Origin of the sequence: Neisseria sp. HMSC056A03, from assembly GCF_001815685.1 — a bacterium.
Taxonomy (GTDB): Bacteria; Pseudomonadota; Gammaproteobacteria; order Burkholderiales; family Neisseriaceae; genus Neisseria; species Neisseria subflava.
Window position 1 is genome coordinate 38,123 of record NZ_KV821618.1, and the last position, 23,012, is coordinate 61,134.

The 23,012-nt window shown below is 50.0% G+C and carries 23 protein-coding genes; 21 read left to right on the top strand and 2 right to left on the bottom strand.

Translation table 11 applies throughout. From position 1 onward, the window contains the following. Positions 1-89: 89 nt before the first annotated feature. The gene (locus HMPREF3052_RS03995) at positions 90-818 is read right to left on the bottom strand and encodes an LOG family protein (RefSeq protein ID WP_070748677.1); all 729 of its coding nucleotides are present in this window, start codon (positions 816-818) and stop codon (positions 90-92) included. A 141-nt stretch (positions 819-959) separates the two neighbouring features. Here HMPREF3052_RS03995 and truC point away from each other — a divergent pair, with 141 nt between their 5' ends. The 21 genes from truC to HMPREF3052_RS11760 all read left to right on the top strand — a co-directional run bounded on the left by truC (position 960) and on the right by HMPREF3052_RS11760 (position 21,901). Beyond that, positions 960-1,676 carry a tRNA pseudouridine(65) synthase TruC gene (gene truC / locus HMPREF3052_RS04000; RefSeq protein ID WP_070748708.1) on the top strand — a complete coding sequence of 239 codons (717 nt, stop codon included), beginning with the start codon at positions 960-962 and terminating at the stop codon, positions 1,674-1,676. Positions 1,677-1,773: 97 nt separating this feature from the next. Next, positions 1,774-2,877, top strand: coding sequence for a peptide chain release factor 2 (prfB, locus tag HMPREF3052_RS04005; RefSeq protein ID WP_003681666.1), 1,104 nt, complete (start codon positions 1,774-1,776; stop codon positions 2,875-2,877). A gap of 705 nt (positions 2,878-3,582) precedes the next feature. Then, positions 3,583-5,040 carry an oligopeptide:H+ symporter gene (locus HMPREF3052_RS04010; protein WP_070748679.1) on the top strand — a complete coding sequence of 486 codons (1,458 nt, stop codon included), beginning with the start codon at positions 3,583-3,585 and terminating at the stop codon, positions 5,038-5,040. Between the two features lie 336 nt (positions 5,041-5,376). Beyond that, complete coding sequence (locus tag HMPREF3052_RS04015; RefSeq protein WP_003686600.1) at positions 5,377-5,733, top strand: NADH-quinone oxidoreductase subunit A; 357 nt, start codon at positions 5,377-5,379, stop codon at positions 5,731-5,733. Then, positions 5,724-6,206: a NuoB/complex I 20 kDa subunit family protein gene (locus HMPREF3052_RS04020; protein ID WP_002215610.1), complete on the top strand. Its 483-nt coding sequence runs from the start codon at positions 5,724-5,726 to the stop codon at positions 6,204-6,206. The genes HMPREF3052_RS04015 and HMPREF3052_RS04020 overlap by 10 nt, the downstream gene beginning before the upstream one ends. 12 nt (positions 6,207-6,218) lie before the next feature. Continuing rightward, complete coding sequence (locus tag HMPREF3052_RS04025) at positions 6,219-6,812, top strand: NADH-quinone oxidoreductase subunit C (protein WP_070748681.1); 594 nt, start codon at positions 6,219-6,221, stop codon at positions 6,810-6,812. Then, the gene (nuoD, locus tag HMPREF3052_RS04030) at positions 6,802-8,058 is read left to right on the top strand and encodes an NADH dehydrogenase (quinone) subunit D (protein WP_003686526.1); all 1,257 of its coding nucleotides are present in this window, start codon (positions 6,802-6,804) and stop codon (positions 8,056-8,058) included. The genes HMPREF3052_RS04025 and nuoD overlap by 11 nt, the downstream gene beginning before the upstream one ends. After that, positions 8,058-8,531 carry an NADH-quinone oxidoreductase subunit NuoE gene (gene nuoE, locus HMPREF3052_RS04035; protein WP_004467713.1) on the top strand — a complete coding sequence of 158 codons (474 nt, stop codon included), beginning with the start codon at positions 8,058-8,060 and terminating at the stop codon, positions 8,529-8,531. The genes nuoD and nuoE overlap by 1 nt, the downstream gene beginning before the upstream one ends. A gap of 95 nt (positions 8,532-8,626) precedes the next feature. After that, a complete protein-coding gene (locus tag HMPREF3052_RS04040) occupies positions 8,627-9,211 on the top strand; it encodes a cold shock domain-containing protein (RefSeq protein ID WP_070748683.1) in 585 nt (194 codons plus the stop codon). A gap of 177 nt (positions 9,212-9,388) precedes the next feature. Next, complete coding sequence (gene nuoF / locus HMPREF3052_RS04045; protein WP_070748685.1) at positions 9,389-10,684, top strand: NADH-quinone oxidoreductase subunit NuoF; 1,296 nt, start codon at positions 9,389-9,391, stop codon at positions 10,682-10,684. 58 nt (positions 10,685-10,742) lie between these two features. Beyond that, positions 10,743-13,004 (top strand): NADH-quinone oxidoreductase subunit NuoG, encoded by a 2,262-nt coding sequence (gene nuoG / locus HMPREF3052_RS04050; RefSeq protein ID WP_070748687.1) that lies wholly within the window; start codon positions 10,743-10,745, stop codon positions 13,002-13,004. A 2-nt stretch (positions 13,005-13,006) separates the two neighbouring features. After that, the gene (gene nuoH, locus HMPREF3052_RS04055; protein ID WP_002216340.1) at positions 13,007-14,083 is read left to right on the top strand and encodes an NADH-quinone oxidoreductase subunit NuoH; all 1,077 of its coding nucleotides are present in this window, start codon (positions 13,007-13,009) and stop codon (positions 14,081-14,083) included. Positions 14,084-14,158: 75 nt separating this feature from the next. Next, complete coding sequence (locus HMPREF3052_RS04060; protein WP_070748689.1) at positions 14,159-14,554, top strand: GFA family protein; 396 nt, start codon at positions 14,159-14,161, stop codon at positions 14,552-14,554. A 54-nt stretch (positions 14,555-14,608) separates the two neighbouring features. After that, positions 14,609-15,088 (top strand): NADH-quinone oxidoreductase subunit NuoI, encoded by a 480-nt coding sequence (nuoI, locus tag HMPREF3052_RS04065; protein WP_070748691.1) that lies wholly within the window; start codon positions 14,609-14,611, stop codon positions 15,086-15,088. Between the two features lie 11 nt (positions 15,089-15,099). Beyond that, on the top strand, positions 15,100-15,771 hold the full coding sequence (locus tag HMPREF3052_RS04070) for an NADH-quinone oxidoreductase subunit J (RefSeq protein ID WP_070748693.1): 672 nt from the start codon (positions 15,100-15,102) through the stop codon (positions 15,769-15,771). After that, positions 15,768-16,073 (top strand): NADH-quinone oxidoreductase subunit NuoK, encoded by a 306-nt coding sequence (nuoK, locus tag HMPREF3052_RS04075; RefSeq protein WP_002215628.1) that lies wholly within the window; start codon positions 15,768-15,770, stop codon positions 16,071-16,073. The genes HMPREF3052_RS04070 and nuoK overlap by 4 nt, the downstream gene beginning before the upstream one ends. Positions 16,074-16,075: 2 nt before the next feature. Continuing rightward, positions 16,076-18,100: an NADH-quinone oxidoreductase subunit L gene (nuoL, locus tag HMPREF3052_RS04080; protein ID WP_070748695.1), complete on the top strand. Its 2,025-nt coding sequence runs from the start codon at positions 16,076-16,078 to the stop codon at positions 18,098-18,100. 95 nt (positions 18,101-18,195) lie between these two features. Further along, positions 18,196-19,692: an NADH-quinone oxidoreductase subunit M gene (locus tag HMPREF3052_RS04085; protein WP_070748697.1), complete on the top strand. Its 1,497-nt coding sequence runs from the start codon at positions 18,196-18,198 to the stop codon at positions 19,690-19,692. Positions 19,693-19,701: 9 nt separating this feature from the next. Further along, the gene (nuoN, locus tag HMPREF3052_RS04090) at positions 19,702-21,144 is read left to right on the top strand and encodes an NADH-quinone oxidoreductase subunit NuoN (RefSeq protein WP_070748699.1); all 1,443 of its coding nucleotides are present in this window, start codon (positions 19,702-19,704) and stop codon (positions 21,142-21,144) included. 220 nt (positions 21,145-21,364) lie between these two features. Further along, positions 21,365-21,664 (top strand): DUF2818 family protein, encoded by a 300-nt coding sequence (locus HMPREF3052_RS04095; protein WP_070748701.1) that lies wholly within the window; start codon positions 21,365-21,367, stop codon positions 21,662-21,664. A 9-nt stretch (positions 21,665-21,673) separates the two neighbouring features. After that, complete coding sequence (locus HMPREF3052_RS11760) at positions 21,674-21,901, top strand: hypothetical protein (RefSeq protein ID WP_168165940.1); 228 nt, start codon at positions 21,674-21,676, stop codon at positions 21,899-21,901. 78 nt (positions 21,902-21,979) lie between these two features. Here HMPREF3052_RS11760 and HMPREF3052_RS04105 read toward each other — a convergent pair whose 3' ends face one another. Continuing rightward, positions 21,980-22,585, bottom strand: a complete 606-nt coding sequence (locus HMPREF3052_RS04105; protein ID WP_283126951.1) for a hypothetical protein — start codon at positions 22,583-22,585, stop codon at positions 21,980-21,982. Positions 22,586-23,012: the final 427 nt, after the last annotated feature.

Genomic DNA, 23,012 nt, shown 5'->3' on the forward strand with positions numbered 1-23,012 from the left:
GCCGTCTGAAAACATTTTCAGACGGCCTTTATTAATGAAGCAAAGGGCAGGTGGGATAACCGCCCTTTTTTAGTTGAAGCCTTAGTTTTTTACAGCCCCAGCGACCAAGCATTTTGGTGTTCGGACAAGTCTTCCAAGCGGTTTTCGTAATGGGCGAAGATTTCTTCGATAATCTCGTCTTCGTCGTCGATAACGCGGATCAGGTTCAAATCCTCTTCCAAAATCAGGTTTCTGCCCAACAACTGCTCGCGTATCCAGTCCAATAAACCTGCCCAAAATGCTTTGCCCACTAAGATAATCGGGCGGTCGGGCGTTTTGCCGGTTTGCACCAAGGTCAGGCTTTCAAACAATTCGTCCAACGTGCCGAAACCGCCGGGCATGACGACATACGCCACGGCGTGTTTGACGAACATGACTTTGCGCGGGAAGAAGTGTTGGAATTTAATCGATAAATCCTGATACGGATTGGCTTTTTGCTCGTGCGGCAACACGATATTCAGCCCCACCGCCGGACTTGCGCCTGCAAACGCGCCTTTGTTGGCCGCTTCCATAATGCCCGGTCCGCCGCCGGAAATGACGGAAAATCCGGCATCCGACAGTTTGCGCGCCAAGCGTAATGTGAACTCGTAGTCGGGATGATCTTCAGGCGTACGCGCACTGCCGTAAATGCTGACGGCTGGCTGAATGGCGCGCAATTCTTCGCCGGCTTCGACAAATTCGGAAATAATTTTCAATACATGATACGACTCGCGCGCCTGAATATCGCGGCGGGGTTCGTCGGGCAGCATGGGTTGGGGCAGTTTTTTGAGCAGGCTCACGGCTTTTCCTTCGTGTTTTTATGTGCAGTATTGTAACCCGAAAGGGGCGGGCCGTCTGAAAGTTGGGTTTCGGTGGCAAGTGTGCCTGCCACATTTTCAAAAGCCCGTTACAATATCTGCTTTTATTTTTACAGCTTTGCCATGCTTGATATTATCCACCGCGACAGCCGCACCATCGCCGTCAACAAACCTGCCGGAATGCTGGTGCACCGAAGCTGGTTAGACAAACACGAAACCCGTTTTGCCGTGCAGACCCTGCGCGATCAAATCGGGCAGCACGTTTATCCCGTCCACCGCCTCGACCGTCCGACTTCCGGTGTCTTGCTGTTTGCCCTCGATACGGAAGCTGCACGGTTATTGACGCAGCAGTTTGAAAATAAAACCATCGAAAAAACTTATTGGGCGATTGTTCGCGGTCATCTGCCTTCAGACGGCCTGATTGATTACGCCCTCAAATATATGCCCGACAAAATTGCCGAAGCGCAGACCGAAGCGACTTTGCAGGAAGCGCAAACCTCCTACCGCTGTCTGGCACAAACCGAGTTGCCGTTCCAATCCGCCCTGCGTTACCCGACCTCTCGTTATTCGTGGGCCGAACTCACGCCCTACACCGGACGCAAACACCAACTCCGCCGCCATATGAAACACATTTTTCATCCCATCGTCGGCGACACCAACTACGGCGATTTGCGCCAAAACCATGCCGTTGCCGAACATATCGGCACGCAACGCCTGATGTTGCACGCGCGAAGCCTCAGTTTTCAAAGCATAGAAGACGGCAGCCGAATGACCGTACAAGCGCCGATAGACAACGACTGGCGGCTTTGGATGGAAAAATTCAAAACCGAGGCCGTCTGAAAACCCGAACCGCACATTTTCAGACGGCCCGGTCATGGAAAAAAACAGGCAAATCCCTTACAATACGCCCCTAAAATTTTGAAAGAACACAAGAATCATGGAAGCCGAAGTAATCAACCAGCTTAACAACACCCTAAACGACTTGGAGAAGCGCAGCGAAGACATCCGCGTCTATATGGACTACCAAGGCAAAAAAGACCGCCTTGAAGAAGTCGTCGGCCTCTCCGAAGACCCGGAACTCTGGAACGACCCCAAACGCGCCCAAGAAATCGGCAAAGAGCGAAAAATCCTCGAAGGCATCGTGGTGACCCTCGACAACATCGCCACAGGTATCGAAGACAACCGAATGCTGATTGAAATGGCCGTCGAAGAAAACGACGAAGAAGGTTTCGCCGCCGTGCAGGAAGATGTGGCCGGTTTGGAAAAACAAATGGCCGACCTCGAATTCAAACGAATGTTCAACCAGCCTGCCGACCCGAACAACTGCTTTATCGACATCACCGCAGGCGCAGGCGGTACCGAAGCGGAAGACTGGGCGGGCATGCTGTTCCGCATGTACAGCCGTTACGCCGAGCGCAAAGGCTTCAAAATCGAAATCCTTGAAGAAGACGACGGCGAAATCGCAGGCATTAACCGCGCTACCATCCGCGTGGAAGGCGAATACGCCTACGGCCTGCTGCGTACCGAAACCGGCGTTCACCGCTTGGTTCGCTACTCGCCGTTTGACTCCAACAACAAACGCCATACGTCGTTCTCATCCGTGTTCGTGTACCCCGAAATCGACGATTCCATCGAAATCGAAATCAACCCCGCCGATTTGCGTATCGACACTTACCGTGCATCCGGTGCGGGCGGTCAGCACATCAACAAAACTGACTCCGCCGTGCGTATTACCCACGAGCCGACAGGGATTGTGGTGCAATGTCAAAACGACCGTTCGCAACACGCCAACAAAGCCGCTGCGATGGAAATGTTGAAATCCAAACTGTACGAATTGGAAATGCGCAAACGCAACGAAGAGAAACAGGCGTTGGAAGAAGGTAAATCCGATGTGGGTTGGGGCAGCCAAATCCGCTCATACGTTTTGGATTCCTCACGCATCAAAGACTTGCGCACAGGCTACGAAGTCGGCAACACCAAAGCCGTATTGGACGGCGACTTGGACGGCTTCATCGAAGCCAGCCTGAAACAAGGTGTGTAAACCGTAAGAGACAAACAGGCCGTCTGAAAGATTTCAGACGGCCTGTTTGTTAGTAACTATACCTACGACTACTGAAAAAATTAAATTGAAAAAAAAATCTAAATCTATAAAATATAGAAACGGAAATAAAAGTCCGTGTATCTGAAAACTTGAGTATAGAATGGAGCAATAATGGCAAATAATCAGACAGGCAACAGTAACCCAAACTGGCCAAGCAAAACAGGTAATCCGTCAGGCGGCGGACGTGGTAACAATCCCCCGTCAGGTAGCGGAAAATCTGGTGGGGGCAAAAAATAAACAATTTCTTTAAGCCCTACTTTTTTAAGTAGGGCTTTATTTTATCTGTTATTTGTATCACATAGTTTTCAGGCAGCCTGAAACTACTCTAAAGTCTTATCAGCCTAAAAGGAATGCTGAACGCAGTAAATATATCCGTTTTCGGCCAAATGAAAAATACAGTATAGAAAATCTAAAAATTAATGGGTTTTTGAATATGTAGGGCATGACGGAGATGACCGCGATATGCTTGTTATGTAGCTATTGAGTTCTTTTTAAATGAGAATATTAATCTTTTTGTAAAAATATACTTTTTAATGTTTTGCAAATGCAAAGATTAACGGTAATATATGGTTTCCATAAAAATGATTGGTAGGTATAACAGGCCGTCTGAAGCCTAAGTCTGTCTAATATATAGGAGAACTCATAATGTCCGGTCAAAAGCCGTCTTCTGCCGAGAAAACCTTCTTCGGCCATCCTTTGCAATTATCCACCCTATTCCATATTGAGCTGTGGGAACGTTTTTCCTTCTACGGTATGCAGGGCATCCTGTTGATTTATCTGTATTACGCCGCGAATCAAGGCGGCTTGGGTATGGATAAGGCTTTGGCCGGCGGTATTGTTGGCGCATACGGCGGCAGCGTTTACCTGTCTACTATTCTCGGCGCATGGTTGGCCGACCGCATTTGGGGCGCGGAACGTACCCTGTTTATCGCCGGTATCGTCGTGATGACCGGCCATATTTTATTGGCGATTGTGCCGGGCTTGATGGGATTGCTGCTGGGCTTGGTGTGTATCGCGCTGGGCAGCGGCGGCGTGAAATCGTCTGCCGGTTCGATGGTCGGCTCTTTGTATGAACGGGACGACCTGCGCGAATTACGCGATGCCGGTTTCTCCATTTTCTATATTTCCATCAATATCGGCGGTTTCTTAGGCCCTTTGTTGACCGGTATTTTGCAAGACCGCATGGGTTTTCATTATGGCTTTGGCGCGGCGGCCGTCGGTATGGCATTTGGCCTGCTGTGGTATTCACGTGGCCGCAAAGACCTGCCGCATACGCCGGCTCCCAATCCGTTGCGCCCTGAAAAGGTACAGACTGCAATAGCTGTCGGCGTGTTGCTGGTTTTGGTGTTGGGCAGCGTGATTGCTTCCGGCGCGCTCAATCTTGAAAACTTTTCACGCTGGCTTTTGGGCGTGGTCATTATCACCGTTATCGCTTATTTTGCACGCCTGCTGGGCAGCAGCCAGGTTGAGGCAGCCAATAAACGTTACATCATGGCCTATATTCCGTTGTTTTTGACCATTTGTATGTTCTGGGCGGTTTGGTTTCAAGTGTACACCGTTGCAACGGTTTATTTCGACGAAACGGTCGACCGTACTTTCTTCGGCTTTACCGTGCCTGTTTCATGGAAAGACTCGATACAGGCCATGTGGGTGGTTCTCTTCTCCGGCGTGATGGCGGCGGTGTGGACGAAAATGGGCAAACGCCAACCTAAAACGCCGTTGAAGTTTGCGCTGGCCATGTTGGTAACCGGCGTCTCTTATTTGTGTTTCATTCCGTATATTTCATCTGGAACCCCGATGCCGATTATCGTGTTTATGTTGGTGTTGCTGGCGATTACGATAGGCGAGTTGATGCTGTCGCCGATTTCGCTGTCGTTTTCCACCAAAATCGCACCGAGCATGTTTAAAACACAAATGGTTGCGTTGAATTTTTTGGCATTGTCTATCGGCTTTACCTTGGGCGGAGTGTTGTTTAAAGACTACTACAATGCTCAGTCGCCATTGGATTTCTACTGGATGCTGGCCACCATCGGCGCAGTAACCTGCGGTATCCTGCTGGTACTCGCCCCGGTATTGAACCGCATGCTCAAAGGTGTCGATTAATTTTTCTATTTAAAATAATGTGATGTAAATATAGGCCGTCTGAAAATAATCAGTTTTCAGACGGCCTGATGTTTTTATTGAGGTTTGGAAAAGGGCGGTTTTCCAGATTTTTGAAGTAAATCGGACAGGTGGAAAACCCGAATTAAATGATACATGATTAAATTGAAATTAAAATTGGGAAATATTAAATAAGAATAAGAATTGTTCTCATAACTTTATTGAATTTATTAGTGTTTTTTTACTGATTTGCTGATATTTACCTTTAAATGGCTTTTGAAATTCGATAGAATGGTAATCTATTTTTAAGATTTGTCTGTCAACCAGTTAGGTACGACCATGTTGGCCAGTTACTTTCCCGTCCTCGTATTCATCCTCGTCGGCCTCGCAGCCGGTGTGCTGTTTATCCTGCTCGGCACAATTTTAGGCCCGAAACGTCACTATGCCGAAAAAGACGCGGCTTATGAATGCGGTTTTGAAGCCTTTGAAAACGCAAGGATGAAGTTCGACGTGCGCTATTACCTCGTCGCCATCCTCTTCATCCTGTTTGATTTGGAGGTCGCGTTCATGTTGCCGTGGGCTGTCGTGTTCAAAGATTTGGGCGCATACGGCTTCTGGTCTATGCTGGTGTTTATCGTCGTTCTGACGGTAGGCTTTATTTACGAATGGAAAAAAGGTGCGCTGGAATGGGAATAGAAGGCGTTTTGAAAAAAGGTTTCATCACCACCAGCGCGGATACGGTGTTGAACTATATGCGTACCGGTTCATTGTGGCCGGTTACTTTCGGCTTGGCCTGCTGTGCCGTGGAAATGATGCACGCGGGTATGGCGCGTTACGACCTTGACCGTTTCGGCATTATTTTCCGTCCGTCGCCCCGTCAGGCCGACCTGATGATTGTGGCAGGTACGTTGACCAACAAAATGGCGCCTGCGCTGCGCCGCGTATACGACCAGCTCGCCGAGCCGCGCTGGGTATTGTCTATGGGCTCGTGTGCCAACGGCGGCGGCTATTATCACTATTCTTATTCCGTTGTGCGCGGTGCCGACCGTGTCGTGCCGGTAGACGTTTATGTGCCGGGTTGTCCGCCGACTGCGGAAGCTCTGATTTACGGCCTGATTCAGCTCCAACAAAAAATCAAGCGCACTTCCACCATCGCGCGTGACGAGTAAGGAGAGGACGATATGGCAAGCATTCAAAACTTATACGAGACTGTCGTCGGCGTGCTTGGCGATCAGGCAAGCAAAGTCATTTCAGCTTTGGGCGAGATTACCGTCGAGTGTCTGCCCGAACACTATATTTCAGTCATGACCGCATTACGCGACCATGAAGAGTTGCATTTCGAGCTTCTGGTCGACTTGTGCGGTGTCGATTACAGCACTTACAAAAACGAAGTATGGCAGGGTAAACGCTTTGCCGTCGTCAGTCAGTTGCTTTCCGTTAAAAACAATCAACGCATCCGCGTACGCGTCTGGGTTTCAGACGACGACTTCCCCGTAGTTGAATCCGTAGTCGATATTTACAACAGCGCGGATTGGTACGAGCGCGAAGCCTTCGATTTGTACGGCATCATGTTCAACAACCATCCGGACTTGCGCCGCATCCTGACCGATTACGGCTTTGTCGGACATCCGTTCCGTAAAGACTTCCCGATTTCCGGCTATGTGGAAATGCGTTACGACGAAGAGCAAAAACGCGTGATTTACCAACCTGTTACCATTGAGCCGCGCGAGATCACGCCGCGTATCGTCCGTGAGGAGAACTACGGTGGCCAATAAATTAAGAAACTACACCATCAACTTCGGCCCGCAACACCCTGCGGCGCACGGCGTATTGCGTATGATTTTGGAGTTGGACGGCGAACAAATCGTCCGTGCCGACCCGCATATCGGCCTCCTGCACCGAGGCACCGAAAAACTGGCGGAAACCAAAACTTACCTGCAAGCCCTGCCTTATATGGACAGGCTGGACTACGTTTCCATGATGGTCAACGAGCAGGCGTATTGTTTGGCAGTAGAAAAACTCGCCGGTATCGATGTACCTATCCGCGCCCAATACATCCGCGTGATGTTCGCCGAAGTAACGCGCATCCTCAACCACTTGATGGGCATTGGTTCGCACGCATTCGACATCGGCGCGATGACCGCCATCCTCTACGCCTTCCGCGACCGCGAAGAGCTGATGGACTTGTACGAAGCCGTGTCCGGCGCGCGTATGCACGCAGCCTACTTCCGTCCCGGCGGCGTTTACCGCGACCTGCCCGACTTCATGCCCAAATACGAGAGCAGCAAATTCCGCAACGCCAAAGTATTGAAGCAGCTCAACGAATCCCGCGAAGGCACCATGCTCGACTTTATCGACGCTTTCTGCGAACGTTTCCCGAAAAACATCGACACACTTGAAACCCTCCTGACCGACAACCGTATTTGGAAACAGCGTACCGTCGGCATCGGCGTTGTTACTCCTGAGCGCGCCATGCAAAAAGGCTTTACCGGCGTTATGTTGCGCGGTTCAGGCGTGGAATGGGACGTGCGTAAGACACAGCCTTACGAAGTGTACGATAAAATGGATTTCGACATTCCCGTCGGCGTCAACGGCGACTGTTACGACCGTTACCTCTGCCGTATGGAAGAAATGCGTCAATCCGTACGCATCATCAAACAATGCTCCGAGTGGTTGCGTGTCAATCCGGGTCCGGTCATTACCACCAACCACAAATTCGCTCCGCCCAAACGTACCGAAATGAAAACAGGTATGGAAGACCTGATTCACCATTTCAAACTCTTTACCGAGGGTATGCACGTTCCTGAGGGCGAGACCTATACCGCTGTCGAACATCCGAAAGGCGAGTTCGGCGTTTACATCATTTCAGACGGCGCAAACAAACCCTACCGCCTGAAAATCCGCGCACCCGGCTTCGCCCACCTGCAAGGTATGGACGAAATGGCAAAAGGCCACATGCTGGCCGACGTCGTTGCCATCATCGGTACGCAGGACATCGTATTCGGGGAGGTTGACCGATAATGTTATCCGCAGAATCTTTAAAACAAATCGACATTGAGTTGGCAAAATATCCTGCCGACCAACGCCGCTCCGCCATTATGGGCGCATTGCGTATCGCCCAAACCGAAAAAGGCTGGCTTGCTCCCGAGACCATCGCCTTTGTCGCAGACTATATCGGCATCTCGCCTGCACAAGCCTACGAAGTCGCTACTTTCTACAATATGTACGACCTTGAGCCTGTCGGCAAATACAAACTGACCGTTTGTACCAACCTGCCCTGCGCCCTGCGCGGCGGTATGGCTACTGGCGAATACCTCAAACAAAAACTCGGTATCGGCTACGGGGAAACCACGCCCGACGGCAAATTTACCCTTGTCGAAGGCGAATGCATGGGCGCATGCGGCGACGCCCCGGTTATGCTGGTCAACAACCACAGCATGTGCAGCTTTATGACTGAAGAGGCGATTGAGAAAAAATTAGCAGAATTAGAATAGATCGTCTGAACATATTAGGTTTGTAATCAAACTTACTAGTTATTCCAAAATTTTAAATTGTGATTTAAAAGTAACAATAAAAAGGGAAGCGGTTAATGAAAGGGATAATTGTTAAGTGGGATGATGAAAAAGGTTATGGTTTTATACGGATAGATGGTAGTAAACAAGAAATTTTCTGCCATATTTCTGACTTTTCCCAAAGAAGCCCTCGTCCTGAAATTAATGAGGCAGTTGGCTTTGAAGTATCTTCTAACGGAAAAGGAAAAAATGTTGCTAAACAGATTCGTTACTTAAATCGTGAGGCAAGAGATTTTAAGCGGAATCATAACCATCATTCGAGGGTAAAGAAAAAATCATTTTTTGCCTTAGATATGTCGTCTTCCATATTGACGAAATTGGTAGGGTTGGTACTTTTCGGGTTAATTGGTTATCAGATATATCAATTCGCCGTAGCAAAATTAGTCCCTAAACAAACTAATGCACCAATAGAGCTTAATGATCCAGCTACGATACAAGCTAAAAAAAGCAATAGTAATAAATATCGTTGTGATGGCAGGCAATATTGTTCTCAGATGGTGTCATGCGAAGAGGCCAAATGGTTTTTACAGAATTGTTCTGATACCAAAATGGATGGTGATAGTGATGGGATTCCATGTGAAGATAAATGCGGTGGATGGTGATAATTTCAGCAAAGTAGACTAGGTCTATAACCATGAAAACGAAATACAAGGTCGTCTGAAATATCAACTTTAGTGAATCAACATATTTAGACGGCATAGAGTCGATATACAAAGGTATATTAGGCCGTCTGAAAACAACGGCTGCAACCTATACGAAAACAAACAGGCACACCAAAAATGGCTATTTACCAATCAGGCGTGATTTTTGACCAAGTGGATACCGCCAATCCCGATTGCTGGACATTGGACGAATACGTCAAACGCGGCGGTTACAGCGCGCTGCGTAGAATCCTGTCCGAAAACATCTCGCAAACCGATGTGATTGACGAAGTCAAAACTTCCGGATTGCGCGGGCGCGGCGGTGCGGGCTTCCCGACCGGCTTGAAATGGAGCTTTATGCCCCGTTCTTTCCCCGGCGAAAAATACGTCGTCTGCAACACCGACGAAGGCGAGCCGGGTACGTTTAAAGACCGCGACATCATCATGTTCAACCCCCATGCCCTGATTGAAGGCATGATTATCGCCGGTTACGCGATGGGCGCAAAAGCGGGCTACAACTACATTCATGGCGAAATTTTCGAAGGTTATCAACGCTTTGAGGTCGCTTTAGAGCAGGCGCGTGCCGCAGGTTTTTTGGGTAAGAATATTTTAGGTTCGGACTTCGAATTCGAACTCTTCGCCCACCATGGCTATGGTGCATACATTTGCGGCGAAGAAACCGCATTGCTCGAATCGCTGGAAGGCAAAAAAGGCCAGCCGCGCTTCAAACCGCCGTTCCCCGCCTCGTTCGGCCTGTACGGCAAACCGACCACCATCAACAATACCGAAACCTTTGCTTCCGTACCGTTTATCGTCCGCGACGGCGGTCAGACGTTTGCCGACAAAGGCATTCCGAATGCCGGCGGTACCAAACTGTTCTGCATCTCCGGCCATGTTGAGCGTCCGGGCAACTATGAAGTGCCGTTAGGCACGCCGTTTGCCGAAATCCTGAAAATGGCGGGCGGTATGCGCGGCGGCAAAAAACTCAAAGCCGTTATCCCCGGCGGTTCGTCCGCGCCCGTATTGCCTGCCGACATCATGATGCAGACAAATATGGACTACGACTCGATTTCCAAAGCCGGCTCCATGCTCGGTTCCGGCGCGATTATCGTGATGGACGAAGACGTGTGCATGGTGAAAGCCCTTGAGCGTTTGAGCTACTTCTACTACGACGAGTCTTGCGGTCAATGTACGCCTTGCCGAGAAGGCACGGGCTGGCTTTACCGCATCGTCCACCGCATCGTAGAAGGCAAAGGCCGCATGGAAGACTTGGATCTGCTGGATTCTGTCGGTAACCAAATGGCAGGCCGCACCATCTGCGCCCTTGCCGATGCCGCTGTTTTCCCTGTCCGCAGCTTTACCAAGCATTTCCGTGATGAGTTTGTGCATTACATCGAACACGGCGGACCGATGAAACCGAATAAGTGGTGCTAAGTTTTCAGACGGCCTCTAAAAGAATTATTTATTAAATACCCGTAACTAGGAACGAACCATGTTACAAATCGAAATCGACGGCAAACAGGTATCTGTGGAGCAGGGCGCGACGGTGATTGAGGCCGCGCACAAGCTTGGTACTTATATTCCGCATTTCTGTTACCACAAAAAGCTCTCCATCGCCGCCAACTGCCGTATGTGTCTGGTGGACGTGGAAAAAGCCCCCAAACCGCTGCCCGCCTGCGCTACGCCGGTAACGGACGGCATGATTGTGCGCACGCATTCGGCAAAAGCCCGCGAGGCGCAGGAAGGTGTGATGGAGTTCCTACTCATCAACCATCCGCTCGACTGTCCGACCTGCGACCAAGGCGGCGAATGCCAGTTGCAGGATTTGGCGGTGGGCTACGGCAAAACCACCAGCCGTTATACCGAAGAAAAACGTTCTGTCGTCGGCAAGGACATGGGTCCTTTGGTTTCCGCCGAGGAAATGAGCCGTTGTATCCACTGTACCCGTTGCGTTCGTTTCACTGAAGAAATCGCCGGCGTGCAAGAAATCGCCATGGCCAACCGCGGCGAACATTCCGAGATCATGCCTTTTATCGGCAAAGCAGTGGAAACCGAATTGTCAGGCAACGTCATTGATTTGTGTCCTGTCGGCGCATTGACCAGCAAACCGTTCCGCTTCAACGCGCGTACTTGGGAATTGAACCGCCGCAAATCCGTTTCCGCCCATGATGCTTTGGGCAGCAACCTGATTGTGCAGACCAAAGACCATACTGTCCGCCGCGTGTTGCCGTTGGAAAACGAAGCCATCAACGAATGCTGGCTGTCCGACCGCGACCGTTTTGCCTACGAAGGTCTGTATCACGAAAGTCGTCTGAAAAACCCGAAAATCAAACAGGGCGGCGAGTGGATGGACGTGGATTGGAAAACCGCGTTGGAATATGTCCGCAGCGCGCTTGAATGTATCGCCAAAGACGGCAACCAAAACCAAGTCGGCATTTGGGCCAATCCGATGAATACGGTTGAAGAGCTGTATCTGGCCAAAAAACTCGCCGACGGCTTGGGTGTTAAAAACTTTGCAACCCGCCTGCGCCAACAAGACAAACGTCTTTCAGACGGCCTTAAAGGTGCGCAATGGTTGGGACAAAGCATTGAATCTTTGGCTGACAACGATGCCGTATTGGTAGTCGGCGCGAACTTGCGCAAAGAACAGCCGCTCCTGACCGCCCGCCTGCGCCGCGCCGTCAAAGACCGTATGGCCTTGAGCGTATTGGCTAGCAGTAAAGAAGAATTGTTTATGCCGCTTCTGTCCCAAGAAGCCGCACATCCCGACGAGTGGGCAGGCCGTCTGAAAAAACTGTCTGCCAATGCGGAACACGCCGTTACCGCCAGCCTGAAAAATGCTGAAAAAGCAGCGGTGATTTTGGGCGCGGAAGTGCAAAACCATCCTGATTACGCCGCCATTTATACCGCCGCTCAAGAGCTGGCTGACGCGACCGGCGCAGTGCTGGGCATTTTGCCGCAAGCCGCCAACAGCGTTGGTGCGGATGTCTTGGGCGTGAACTCGGGCGAGAGCGTTGCCGAAATGGCAAACGCGCCGAAACAGGCAGTCTTGTTGCTTAATGTCGAGCCTGAAATCGATACTGTTGACGGTGCAAAAGCCGTGGCCGCGTTGAAACAGGCGAAAAGCGTGATGGCGTTTACGCCGTTTGTCAGCGAAACGCTGCTGGACGTGTGCGACGTATTGTTGCCGATTGCGCCGTTTACCGAAACCTCGGGCAGCTTCATCAATATGGAAGGCCGTCTGCAATCTTTCCACGGCGTGGTACAAGGCTTCGGCGATTCGCGTCCGCTGTGGAAAGTGTTGCGCGTATTGGGCAACCTGTTTGACCTGCAAGGTTTTGAATACCACGATACCGCCGCGATTCTGAAAGATGCGCTGGATGCGGAAAGCCTGCCGTCCAAACTGGACAACCGCAGCACATGGGCAGGGGAGGGCGTTCAGACGGCCTCAGACCGCCTCGTCCGTGTCGGCGGCGTCGGTATTTATCACACCGATTCTATCGTGCGTCGTTCCGCACCGTTGCAAGAAACCAGCCATGCCGCTGTGCCTGCCGCGCGTGTAAATCCGAACACATTGGCACGCTTGGGCCTGCAAGACGGACAAACCGCTGTCGCCAAACAAAACGGCGCAAGCGTATCGGTTGCTGTCAAAGCCGATGCCGGTTTGCCTGAAAACGTGGTGCATCTGCCGCTGCATACCGAAAATGCCGCGCTGGGTGCGTTGATGGACACTATTGAACTGGCGGGAGCTTGATCATGCAAGAATGGTTCCAAAACCTCTTTGCCGCAACGCTCGGTCTGGGCGATTTGGGTATCACCGTAGGCTTGGTGGTATCCGTCATCGTCAAAATCGTGATTATCCTGATTCCGCTGATTCTGACCGTTGCCTACCTGACGTATTTCGAACGTAAAGTCATCGGCTTTATGCAGCTTCGTGTCGGCCCGAACGTAACCGGCCCGTGGGGCCTGATTCAGCCGTTTGCCGACGTGTTCAAACTTTTGTTTAAAGAGGTAACCCGTCCGAAGCTGTCAAACAAAGCCCTGTTCTATATCGGCCCGATTATGTCGCTTGCTCCGTCTTTTGCGGCGTGGGCAGTGATTCCGTTCAACGAAGAATGGGTGCTGACCAATATCAATATCGGCCTTTTGTACATCCTGATGATTACCTCGCTGTCGGTTTACGGCGTGATCATCGCGGGCTGGGCTTCCAACTCTAAATATTCGTTCTTGGGCGCAATGCGTGCTTCCGCACAAAGCATTTCCTACGAGATTGCCATGAGTGCCGCGCTAGTGTGCGTCGTGATGGTATCGGGCAGCATGAACTTCTCCGATATCGTTGCCGCGCAGGCTAAAGGTATTGCCGGCGGTTCGGTATTCTCTTGGAACTGGCTGCCGCTCTTCCCCATCTTCATCGTCTATCTGATTTCCGCCGTTGCCGAAACCAACCGCGCGCCGTTTGACGTGGCAGAGGGTGAATCTGAAATCGTTGCCGGCCACCACGTTGAATACTCTGGCTTCGCATTCGCACTGTTCTTCCTCGCCGAATACATTTTCATGATTCTGATTGCCGCGCTGACATCGCTGATGTTCCTCGGCGGCTGGTTGTCTCCGTTCCCGCAAAGTTGGGGCTTTATCGGTACGCCTTCCGCATTCTGGATGTTCGTAAAAATGGCGGCGGTTCTGTACTGGTACCTGTGGATCCGTGCAACCTTCCCACGCTACCGTTACGACCAAATCATGCGTTTGGGCTGGAAAGTGCTGATTCCGATCGGCTTCGCCTACATCGTGATTTTGGGCGTGTGGATGATTTCACCGCTGAATTTGTGGAAATAGGGCAGGGAGGCCGTCTGAAAGTTTTCAGGTAGCCTATAACCCAAATTTTTAACCGTTTCAAACCGAGAGAACCTAATGAAAGCTCAATGCCTGTGTGGCGCAGTATCACTGGAAACCGCCGAAAACCGCGAACTCCACGCCTGCCATTGCGGAAAATGCCGCGTATGGGGCGGCGGCGCGTCTTTTACTTTGGCCGCCCAGTCGCCTGAAATTACAGGCAGCGAACACATTACGCATTATCAGTCGTCCGAATGGGCGCAACGCTGTTTTTGCAAACACTGCGGCACACATCTGTTTGTGAAAGTTGGCAACGATTATTACATCAACGCCGGGCTGTTTGCCGACAACGCGGGCTTTGAAACCACTTCGCAAATCTTTATCGATTGCAAAGCTCCGTATTACGACTTGGCCAACGATACCCCGAAGCTGACCGAAGCAGAGTTTTTAGAAATGGTGGGCGCGGCAGGTTAAAAAACCGCTTTCAGACGGCCTGTAAACAGAACAATCCGAAAAGAGCATCCGAAAATGGCTAATTTAGTAAAAACCTTCCTGCTGGGCGAATTGGTGAAAGGCATGGGCGTAACGCTCAAAAACTTCTTCGCCCGCAAAGACACGATTTACTTCCCCGAAGAGAAAACGCCGCAATCCGTGCGTTTCCGCGGCCTACACGCCCAACGCCGCTATCCGAACGGCGAAGAGCGCTGTATTGCGTGTAAATTGTGCGAGGCAGTTTGTCCGGCAATGGCGATTAACATCGAATCGGAAGAACGCGAAGACGGCACCCGCCGCACCAAGCGTTACGACATCGACCTGACCAAGTGCATCTTCTGCGGTTTCTGCGAAGAGGCCTGCCCGACCGATGCGATTGTGGAAACCCATATTTTTGAATACCACGGCGAGAAAAAAGGCGACTTGCACATGACCAAGCCGATTCTTTTGGCCATTGGCGATAAATACGAAACTGAAATCGCCAAACGCAAAGCCGCTGACGCGCCGTATCGTTAAGGAGCAGATGAATGACTTTTTCCGCGATTCTGTTCTATATTCTTGCCGCCATCGTTTTGTACGGTGCGGTTCGTACCGTTACCGCTAAAAACCCCGTACATGCCGCTTTGCATCTGGTGCTGACCTTCTGCGTGAGCGCGATGATTTGGATGCTGATGCAGGCAGAGTTTTTGGGCGTGACGCTGGTGGTTGTATATGTCGGCGCCGTGATGGTGTTGTTCCTGTTTGTTGTGATGATGTTGAACATCGACATTGAAGAAATGCGCGCCGGTTTCTGGCGGCACGCGCCTGTTGCCGGTGTGGTCGGCACATTGTTGGCGGTTGCCCTGATCCTGATTCTGGTCAACCCGAAAACTGACCTGGCCGCATTTGGTTTGATGAAAGACATTCCTGCGGATTACAACAATATCCGTGATTTGGGCAGCCGTATTTATACCGACTACCTGTTGCCGTTTGAATTGGCGGCGGTATTGCTGCTGTTGGGCATGGTGGCCGCGATTGCGCTGGTTCACCGCAAAACCACCAATCCGAAACGCATGGATCCTGCCGACCAAGTTAAAGTGCGCGCCGACCAAGGCCGTATGCGCTTGGTGAAAATGGAAGCCGTGAAACCGCAAACCGAATCTGCCGAAGAAAGCGAAGTTTCAGACGACCTCAAGCCGAAAGAGGAGGGCAAAGCATGATTACCTTGACGCATTATCTGGTATTGGGCGCGCTCCTGTTCGGTATCAGCGCGATGGGCATCTTTATGAACCGCAAAAACGTGCTGGTCTTGCTGATGTCGATTGAGCTGATGCTTTTGGCGGTAAACTTCAACTTTATCGCCTTCTCGCAGCATCTGGGCGATACCGCCGGACAGATTTTTGTATTTTTCGTACTGACCGTCGCCGCTGCCGAATCCGCCATCGGTCTGGCGATTATGGTATTGGTGTACCGCAACCGACAAACAATCAACGTTGCCGATTTGGATGAGTTGAAAGGGTAATCATGAACGATATGACTTTATATTTGATAATTGCCCTTGTTCCGTTGGCAGGATCGTTGATTGCGGGTTTGTTCGGCAACAAAATCGGTCGTGCCGGCGCGCATACCGTGACGATACTCGGCGTGGCGGTGTCCGCCGTGCTGTCGGCTTATGTGCTGTGGGGCTTTATTGACGGCAGCCGCGCTAAGTTCGACGAAAACGTCTATACCTGGCTGACAATGGGCGGCTTGGATTTCTCCGTCGGCTTCTTGGTCGATACGATGACGGCGATGATGATGGTCGTGGTAACGGGCGTGTCGTTGATGGTGCATATCTACACCATCGGCTATATGCACGATGAAAAAGTCGGCTACCAACGCTTCTTCAGCTATATTTCTTTGTTTACATTCAGCATGTTGATGCTGATTATGAGCAACAACTTCGTCCAGCTCTTCTTCGGTTGGGAAGCTGTGGGCTTGGTGTCGTATCTCTTGATCGGTTTCTATTTCAAACGTCCGAGCGCGATTTTTGCCAACCTGAAAGCCTTTTTGATCAACCGCGTCGGCGACTTCGGCTTTTTGCTCGGTATCGGCTTGGTACTTGCCTATTTCGGCGGCAGTTTGCGCTACCAAGATGTATTCGCTTATCTGCCTAATGTTCAGACGGCCACCATCCAACTGTTCCCCGGTGTGGAATGGTCTTTGATTACCGTAACCTGTTTACTCCTGTTTGTCGGTGCAATGGGTAAATCGGCACAATTCCCACTACACGTCTGGCTGCCTGATTCGATGGAAGGCCCGACCCCGATTTCTGCATTGATTCACGCCGCAACCATGGTTACCGCCGGTCTGTTCATGGTATCGCGTATGTCGCCGATTTATGAGATGAGCAGCACTGCGTTGTCTGTCATCATGGTAATCGGTGCGATTACCGCCCTGTTTATGGGCTTCTTGGGCGTGATTCAAAACGACATCAAACGTGTGGTTGCGTATTCTACCTTGTCTCAACTGGGCTATATGACTGTGGCTCTGGGCGCCTCTGCCTATTCCGTGGCGATGTTCCATGTGATGACCCACGCTTTCTTTAAAGCCTTGTTGTTCTTGGCCGCAGGTAGCGCGATTATCGGTATGCACCACGACCAAGACATGCGCCACATGGGTAACCTGAAAAAATATATGCCAATTACTTGGCTGACCATGTTGATCGGTAACTTGTCGCTGATTGGTACGCCGTTCTTCTCCGGCTTCTATTCCAAAGATTCGATTATCGAAGCGGCGAAATACAGCACCCTGCCGGGTAGCGGCTTTGCTTATTTTGCCGTCCTTGCCAGCGTGTTTGTTACCGCGTTCTACGCGTTCCGCCAATACTTTATGGTGTTCCACGGCGAAGAAAAATGGCGCAGCCTGCCGGAGCATCATGATGATCATCATAGCGAAGAACATCACGGCTTGGGCAAAAACGACAATCCGCACGAAAGCTCGCTGGTCGTTACCCTGCCGCTGATTCTGCTTGCCATTCCGTCCGTCATCATCGGCTACATCGCCATCGAACCCATGCTCTACGGCGATTTCTTCAAAGACGTGATTTTCGTCAATGCCGACGCGCATCCGACCATGCACATCATGAAGGAAGAGTTCCACGGCGCATTGGCAATGGTGTCACACAGCCTGCATTCTCCTGTACTCTACCTTGCTATTGCAGGTGTCTTGAGCGCATGGCTCCTGTACGTCAAACTGCCGCACCTGCCTGCGAAAATTGCACAGACGTTCCGTCCGATTTACGTTTTGTTTGAAAACAAATACTACCTTGACGCCCTGTATTTCAACGTTTTCGCCAAAGGCACACGCGCATTGGGCAACTTCTTCTGGAAAGTCGGCGATACCGCCATTATCGACAACGGCATCGTCAACGGCTCTGCCAAACTGGTCGGCGCGATTGCCGCGCAAGTGCGTAAAGCCCAAACCGGCTTTATCTACACCTACGCCGCCGCTATGGTATTCGGCGTATTGGTACTGCTCGGCATGACTTTCTGGGGATTGTTCCGATAAGAATAAGGTTTCAGACGGCCTTAAACCTCAAGGCCGTCTGAAACGAAGAAATATCCACATAAACACATTTTTATTTTAACCACAGGTTAACCACTATGTTTTCCAACTACCTACTCAGCTTGGCAATATGGATACCCATCGCCGCAGGTGTGCTGGTTTTGGCGACCGGTAAAGACAGCCGTGCTCCGCTGGCGCGTGTGCTTGCCTTCATGGGTGCGCTTGCCGGTTTTTTGGTAACGCTGCCCCTGTTTACTGGTTTCGACCGTTTGAGCGGCGGCTATCAATTTACCGAGTTCCACGAGTGGATTCCGCTTCTGAAAATCAACTACGCATTGGGTGTGGACGGTATTTCAGTGCTCTTTATCATCTTGAATGCGTTTATTACGCTGTTGGTGGTATTGGCCGGTTGGGAAGTCATTCAGAAACGTCCGGCGCAGTATATGGCGGCATTCCTGATGATGTCGGGTTTGATTAACGGTGCGTTTGCCGCGCAGGATGCGATTCTGTTTTATGTGTTCTTTGAGGGTATGCTGATTCCGCTGTACCTGATTATCGGTGTATGGGGCGGCCCGCGCCGCGTCTATGCGTCGGTCAAGCTGTTCCTCTATACGCTGATGGGTTCGCTCTTGATGTTGGTTGCCATGGTTTACCTGTACTATCAAACAGGCAGCTTCTCTATTGTTGATTTCCAAAACATCAAACAGATTCCATTGGGCGTACAACAGCTTTTGTTTGTGGCGTTCTTCCTGTCATTTGCTGTAAAAGTGCCGATGTTCCCTGTGCATACTTGGTTGCCGGATGCCCACGTTGAAGCGCCGACCGGTGGTTCGATGGTGTTGGCGGCGATCACGCTGAAACTGGGTGCATATGGTTTCTTGCGCTTCATCCTGCCGATTATGCCGGATGCGGCACGCTATTTTGCCCCTGTAATCATCGTATTGAGCCTGATTGCTGTGATTTATATCGGTATGGTGGCTTTGGTGCAAACTGATATGAAAAAACTGGTGGCGTACTCTTCCATCAGCCATATGGGTTTTGTTACTTTGGGCATGTTCCTGTTTGTGAACGGCCAACTGAATGATTGGGCATTGAAAGGCGCAATCATTCAAATGATTTCCCACGGTTTCGTGTCTGCCGCGATGTTTATGTGTATCGGTGTGATGTACGACCGCCTGCATACCCGCAATATTGCCGATTATGGCGGCGTGGTTAATGTGATGCCTAAGTTTGCGGCGTTTATGATGTTGTTCGGTATGGCCAATGCCGGTCTGCCTGCGACTTCCGGCTTCGTGGGCGAGTTTATGGTGATTATGGGTGCGGTTAAGGTGAATTTCTGGGTAGGCGCGTTGGCTGCCATGACCTTGATTTACGGTGCATCTTATACCCTGTGGATGTACAAACGCGTTATTTTTGGTGCGATCCACAATCCGCACGTTGCCGAAATGCAAGACATCAATTGCCGTGAATTTGCGATTTTGGCAATTTTGGCGGTTGCTGTTTTGGGCATGGGTCTGTATCCGCAAGCGTTTATCGAAGTGGTGCATCAAGCGGCAAACGATTTGATTGCCCATGTGGCACAAAGCAAGATTTGAGGTGTGTAAATGAACTGGTCTGATTTGAATTTAATGCCCGCCATGCCCGAAATCGTGCTGCTTGCGCTATTGGGTGTCGTATTGCTGGCAGACTTGTGGATTTGCGATAAAAACCGCTATTTAACCCATCTGATGAGTTTGGGAATAGTCATTGTCGTAGCCGTCACCCAATTGGCGGTATGGGAGCAGGGCAGTGTCGATGCCTTTCATGGTATGTATATTGCAGACGGCATGTCCCGTTTGGCAAAACTGGTGCTGTATGCGCTGACGTTTGGTCTGTTTATTTACAGTAAACCGTACAACCAAGACCGCCAAATCTTCAAAGGCGAGTTTTATACCCTGTCGCTGTTTGCTCTGTTGGGTATGAGCGTCATGGTCAGCTCTGCACATTTCTTGACTGCGTATATCGGTTTGGAATTGTTGTCTTTGTCGCTGTACGCCATGATTGCCCTGCGCCGCGACTCCGGCCGCTCTGCCGAGGCCGCGCTGAAATACTTCGTATTGGGCGCGTTGGCCTCCGGTTTGCTGCTCTATGGTATTTCTATGGTTTACGGCGCCACCGGTTCTCTTGATTTTGCTTCCGTCTTGGCTTCTGCTTTCAATGAACAGGCCAATGAGTGGTTGTTGAAATTGGGTATGGTGTTTATTGTGGTCGCCATTGCATTTAAATTGGGTGCGGTTCCATTTCATATGTGGGTACCCGACGTGTACGATGGCGCGCCGACCTCTGTTACCGCCTTTGTGGGTACGGCTCCGAAAATTGCCGCTGTTGTCTTTGCGTTCCGTATCCTTGTTACCGGTATGGGTACCATACATTCAGACTGGGCGCCGATGTTGGCCATTCTTGCCGTTGCTTCTTTGGTGGTCGGTAACCTTGCCGCCATCATGCAAACCAATATCAAGCGTATGCTTGCTTACTCCACCGTATCGCACATGGGCTTTATCCTATTGGCGTTTATGGCAGGCGCGGTCGGCTTTACCGCAGGTTTGTATTACGCCATTACCTATGCTGTGATGGCGGCAGTCAGCTTCGGTGTTTTGATGGTATTATCTACCAAAGACATTGAGTGTGAAAACATCAAAGACCTCGCAGGCCTCAATCAACGCCATGCATGGTTTGCCTTCCTGATGTTGCTGTCTATGTTCTCCATGGCAGGCATTCCGCCGCTGATGGGCTTCTACGCCAAATTCGGCGTGATTATGGCGCTCTTGAAACAAGGCCATGTTTGGTTGTCAGTGTTTGCCGTCATCATGTCCCTGATTGGCGCGTTCTACTACCTGCGCGTGGTCAAAGTCATCTACTTCGATGCGCCTGATCATGACCAGCCGGTCGGCAGCAACTATGCCGCCAAATTTGTCCTGACGGTCAATGCCTTCCTGCTGCTCCTCTGGGGTATCATGCCGCAAACCGTTATCGACTGGTGTGCCAAAGCATTGGAAAATACCCTGTAAGCTTCAAACAAAACCAACGGCGGCTGTTCCAAAGTCGCCGTTTTTGTTAGGATTCGCATTCGGATGAAGTATCCCCAAAGTTCAGACGGCCTCAAGCCTTTGAACAATCATCAGGCGGGTATCATCAAGAGATTGAATATTCCACGGATAATGATGGGCAAGAATGCCCATTTAACATGTTAAAATCACACACAGGCCGTCTGAAAACAGAAAGACCATCATGACCGCATCCATGTACATTCTTTTGCTGTTGGCACTTATCTTTGCCAACGCGCCATTTATTACCACCAAATTCTTCGGCATCATCGTCCTGAAACGCAAACACATCGGCCATCACTTGATCGAATTGCTGGCAGGCTTCCTTCTTACTGCGATCCTCGCCTATATTCTCGAATCACGCGCCGGAGCCGTGCATGCCCAAGATTGGGAGTTTTACGCGACCGTTGTCTGCCTCTACCTGATTTTTGCCTTTCCATGCTTCGTATGGCGTTACTTTTGGAATGAGCGGAATAGAGAGTAGGAATTGGATTTGAATAAGGAAAAGGCCGAGACCTTTGCAAAATCCCCTAAATGTCTTGGTGGGAATTTAGGGGATTTTGGGGAATTTTGCAAAGGTCTCTGGATATTTGAAACAAAAACCGCCGAAAACCTGTGTTTAGGTTTCGGCTGTCTGGGGAAGGACTTTTTTGCAAAGGTCTCAGGTCGTCTGAAAGATTTTCAGACGGCCTTTTTATGTGTCAAATACGGATTGCTTTAGGGATGAGCTTTGGAACATTGACCTAGAGTTGCCATATTCAGCTTCATCATGGCAGCTTTGGCAACATCTTCAGAAACTTCAGTTGCTGCCCGCATTGGTATTGGCTGCTTCTGGTAACAAGAAACCTTTGTTTTGCAAGTCGCCTAAGCAATTAACGACAATATCTTTGGTTACAGAGATAAATGCCTGATCCAGATTGCTATGGGGAGTCAGCTCTTTTGGTGTAGAGGTTAAACCAAAAGTAGTCACAATAGCGTGATTAAATTCGGAACGGTTTAATTCTTTTTTACCATCTGAGTAGCTACAGTAGAATTGATAGTAATCCTGAACTGTACTGTCTGCTAATCCAAAAGTCAGACCTGTTTTTATACCGTTACCTACTGCACCACCAATATTGGCGATATTGTTGGCATGGATTTTTAGGCTGTTTTGGGCTTGCGGATCTACTGTTACAATCTTTGTTCCGTTTAGTGCAATTTTGGCAGCTTTTGTTAGAGCCGGATTTGCTTTGGGGAAAGACTTACCATTACGCTCGAACTCTCCTTCTAAACGTATAGGATAAGGTTGATTTGGTATTTTCAAATCACTTTGTTTATATTTTTGATATTCGGTTGAAGTATAAGGATGTGGTACAACACAGGCAGAAAGCGCTAATGCTGAGCATAGGATGAGTAATTTGTTCATAGATATTCTCCAGTTAATTTGCATTTATCTGTTCGTTTTCAGGTGAATGAAATAACGTATTCGAATAAAACCAATTATAACGTAATACAGTTTTTATACAAATTTTGCAAACTAATGTGAAAATTTGCATAGGAAGGTAGGTTGCTATATTTGGATTTACCTTGCGAACCTCATTACTTCAGAGAGAAGATTTCAGATAGTGATTGTAGATATTGAGGGAGAGTTAACTTTAATTACCAAGAGTACAACTGTTAGCTTTTGAGTTATTAAGATTAGATGTGATTGAAAATGATAGGGAGATTTCAGCTTGGGGTCAGCTGGCAAATAAATCAAGCCAAAAGGCCGAGTTGATGTAGTTGCTTGAAACAAGAAAGGCCGTCTGAAATATGTGAACTGACCCCCAAATCTTGGACACTCATAAAAGCCT

Excerpts from the sequence above, each read along its gene's own strand:
- truC (WP_070748708.1), top strand. The coding sequence starts at position 960 with ATGCTTGATATTATCCACCGCGACAGCCGCACCATCGCCGTCAACAAA.
- prfB (WP_003681666.1), top strand. The coding sequence starts at position 1,774 with ATGGAAGCCGAAGTAATCAACCAGCTTAACAACACCCTAAACGACTTG.
- HMPREF3052_RS04010 (WP_070748679.1), top strand. The coding sequence starts at position 3,583 with ATGTCCGGTCAAAAGCCGTCTTCTGCCGAGAAAACCTTCTTCGGCCAT.
- HMPREF3052_RS04015 (WP_003686600.1), top strand. The coding sequence starts at position 5,377 with ATGTTGGCCAGTTACTTTCCCGTCCTCGTATTCATCCTCGTCGGCCTC.
- HMPREF3052_RS04020 (WP_002215610.1), top strand. The coding sequence starts at position 5,724 with ATGGGAATAGAAGGCGTTTTGAAAAAAGGTTTCATCACCACCAGCGCG.
- HMPREF3052_RS04025 (WP_070748681.1), top strand. The coding sequence starts at position 6,219 with ATGGCAAGCATTCAAAACTTATACGAGACTGTCGTCGGCGTGCTTGGC.
- nuoE (WP_004467713.1), top strand. The coding sequence starts at position 8,058 with ATGTTATCCGCAGAATCTTTAAAACAAATCGACATTGAGTTGGCAAAA.
- HMPREF3052_RS04040 (WP_070748683.1), top strand. The coding sequence starts at position 8,627 with ATGAAAGGGATAATTGTTAAGTGGGATGATGAAAAAGGTTATGGTTTT.
- nuoF (WP_070748685.1), top strand. The coding sequence starts at position 9,389 with ATGGCTATTTACCAATCAGGCGTGATTTTTGACCAAGTGGATACCGCC.
- nuoG (WP_070748687.1), top strand. The coding sequence starts at position 10,743 with ATGTTACAAATCGAAATCGACGGCAAACAGGTATCTGTGGAGCAGGGC.
- nuoH (WP_002216340.1), top strand. The coding sequence starts at position 13,007 with ATGCAAGAATGGTTCCAAAACCTCTTTGCCGCAACGCTCGGTCTGGGC.
- HMPREF3052_RS04060 (WP_070748689.1), top strand. The coding sequence starts at position 14,159 with ATGAAAGCTCAATGCCTGTGTGGCGCAGTATCACTGGAAACCGCCGAA.
- nuoI (WP_070748691.1), top strand. The coding sequence starts at position 14,609 with ATGGCTAATTTAGTAAAAACCTTCCTGCTGGGCGAATTGGTGAAAGGC.
- HMPREF3052_RS04070 (WP_070748693.1), top strand. The coding sequence starts at position 15,100 with ATGACTTTTTCCGCGATTCTGTTCTATATTCTTGCCGCCATCGTTTTG.
- nuoK (WP_002215628.1), top strand. The coding sequence starts at position 15,768 with ATGATTACCTTGACGCATTATCTGGTATTGGGCGCGCTCCTGTTCGGT.
- nuoL (WP_070748695.1), top strand. The coding sequence starts at position 16,076 with ATGAACGATATGACTTTATATTTGATAATTGCCCTTGTTCCGTTGGCA.
- HMPREF3052_RS04085 (WP_070748697.1), top strand. The coding sequence starts at position 18,196 with ATGTTTTCCAACTACCTACTCAGCTTGGCAATATGGATACCCATCGCC.
- nuoN (WP_070748699.1), top strand. The coding sequence starts at position 19,702 with ATGAACTGGTCTGATTTGAATTTAATGCCCGCCATGCCCGAAATCGTG.
- HMPREF3052_RS04095 (WP_070748701.1), top strand. The coding sequence starts at position 21,365 with ATGACCGCATCCATGTACATTCTTTTGCTGTTGGCACTTATCTTTGCC.
- HMPREF3052_RS04105 (WP_283126951.1), bottom strand. The coding sequence starts at position 22,585 with ATGAACAAATTACTCATCCTATGCTCAGCATTAGCGCTTTCTGCCTGT.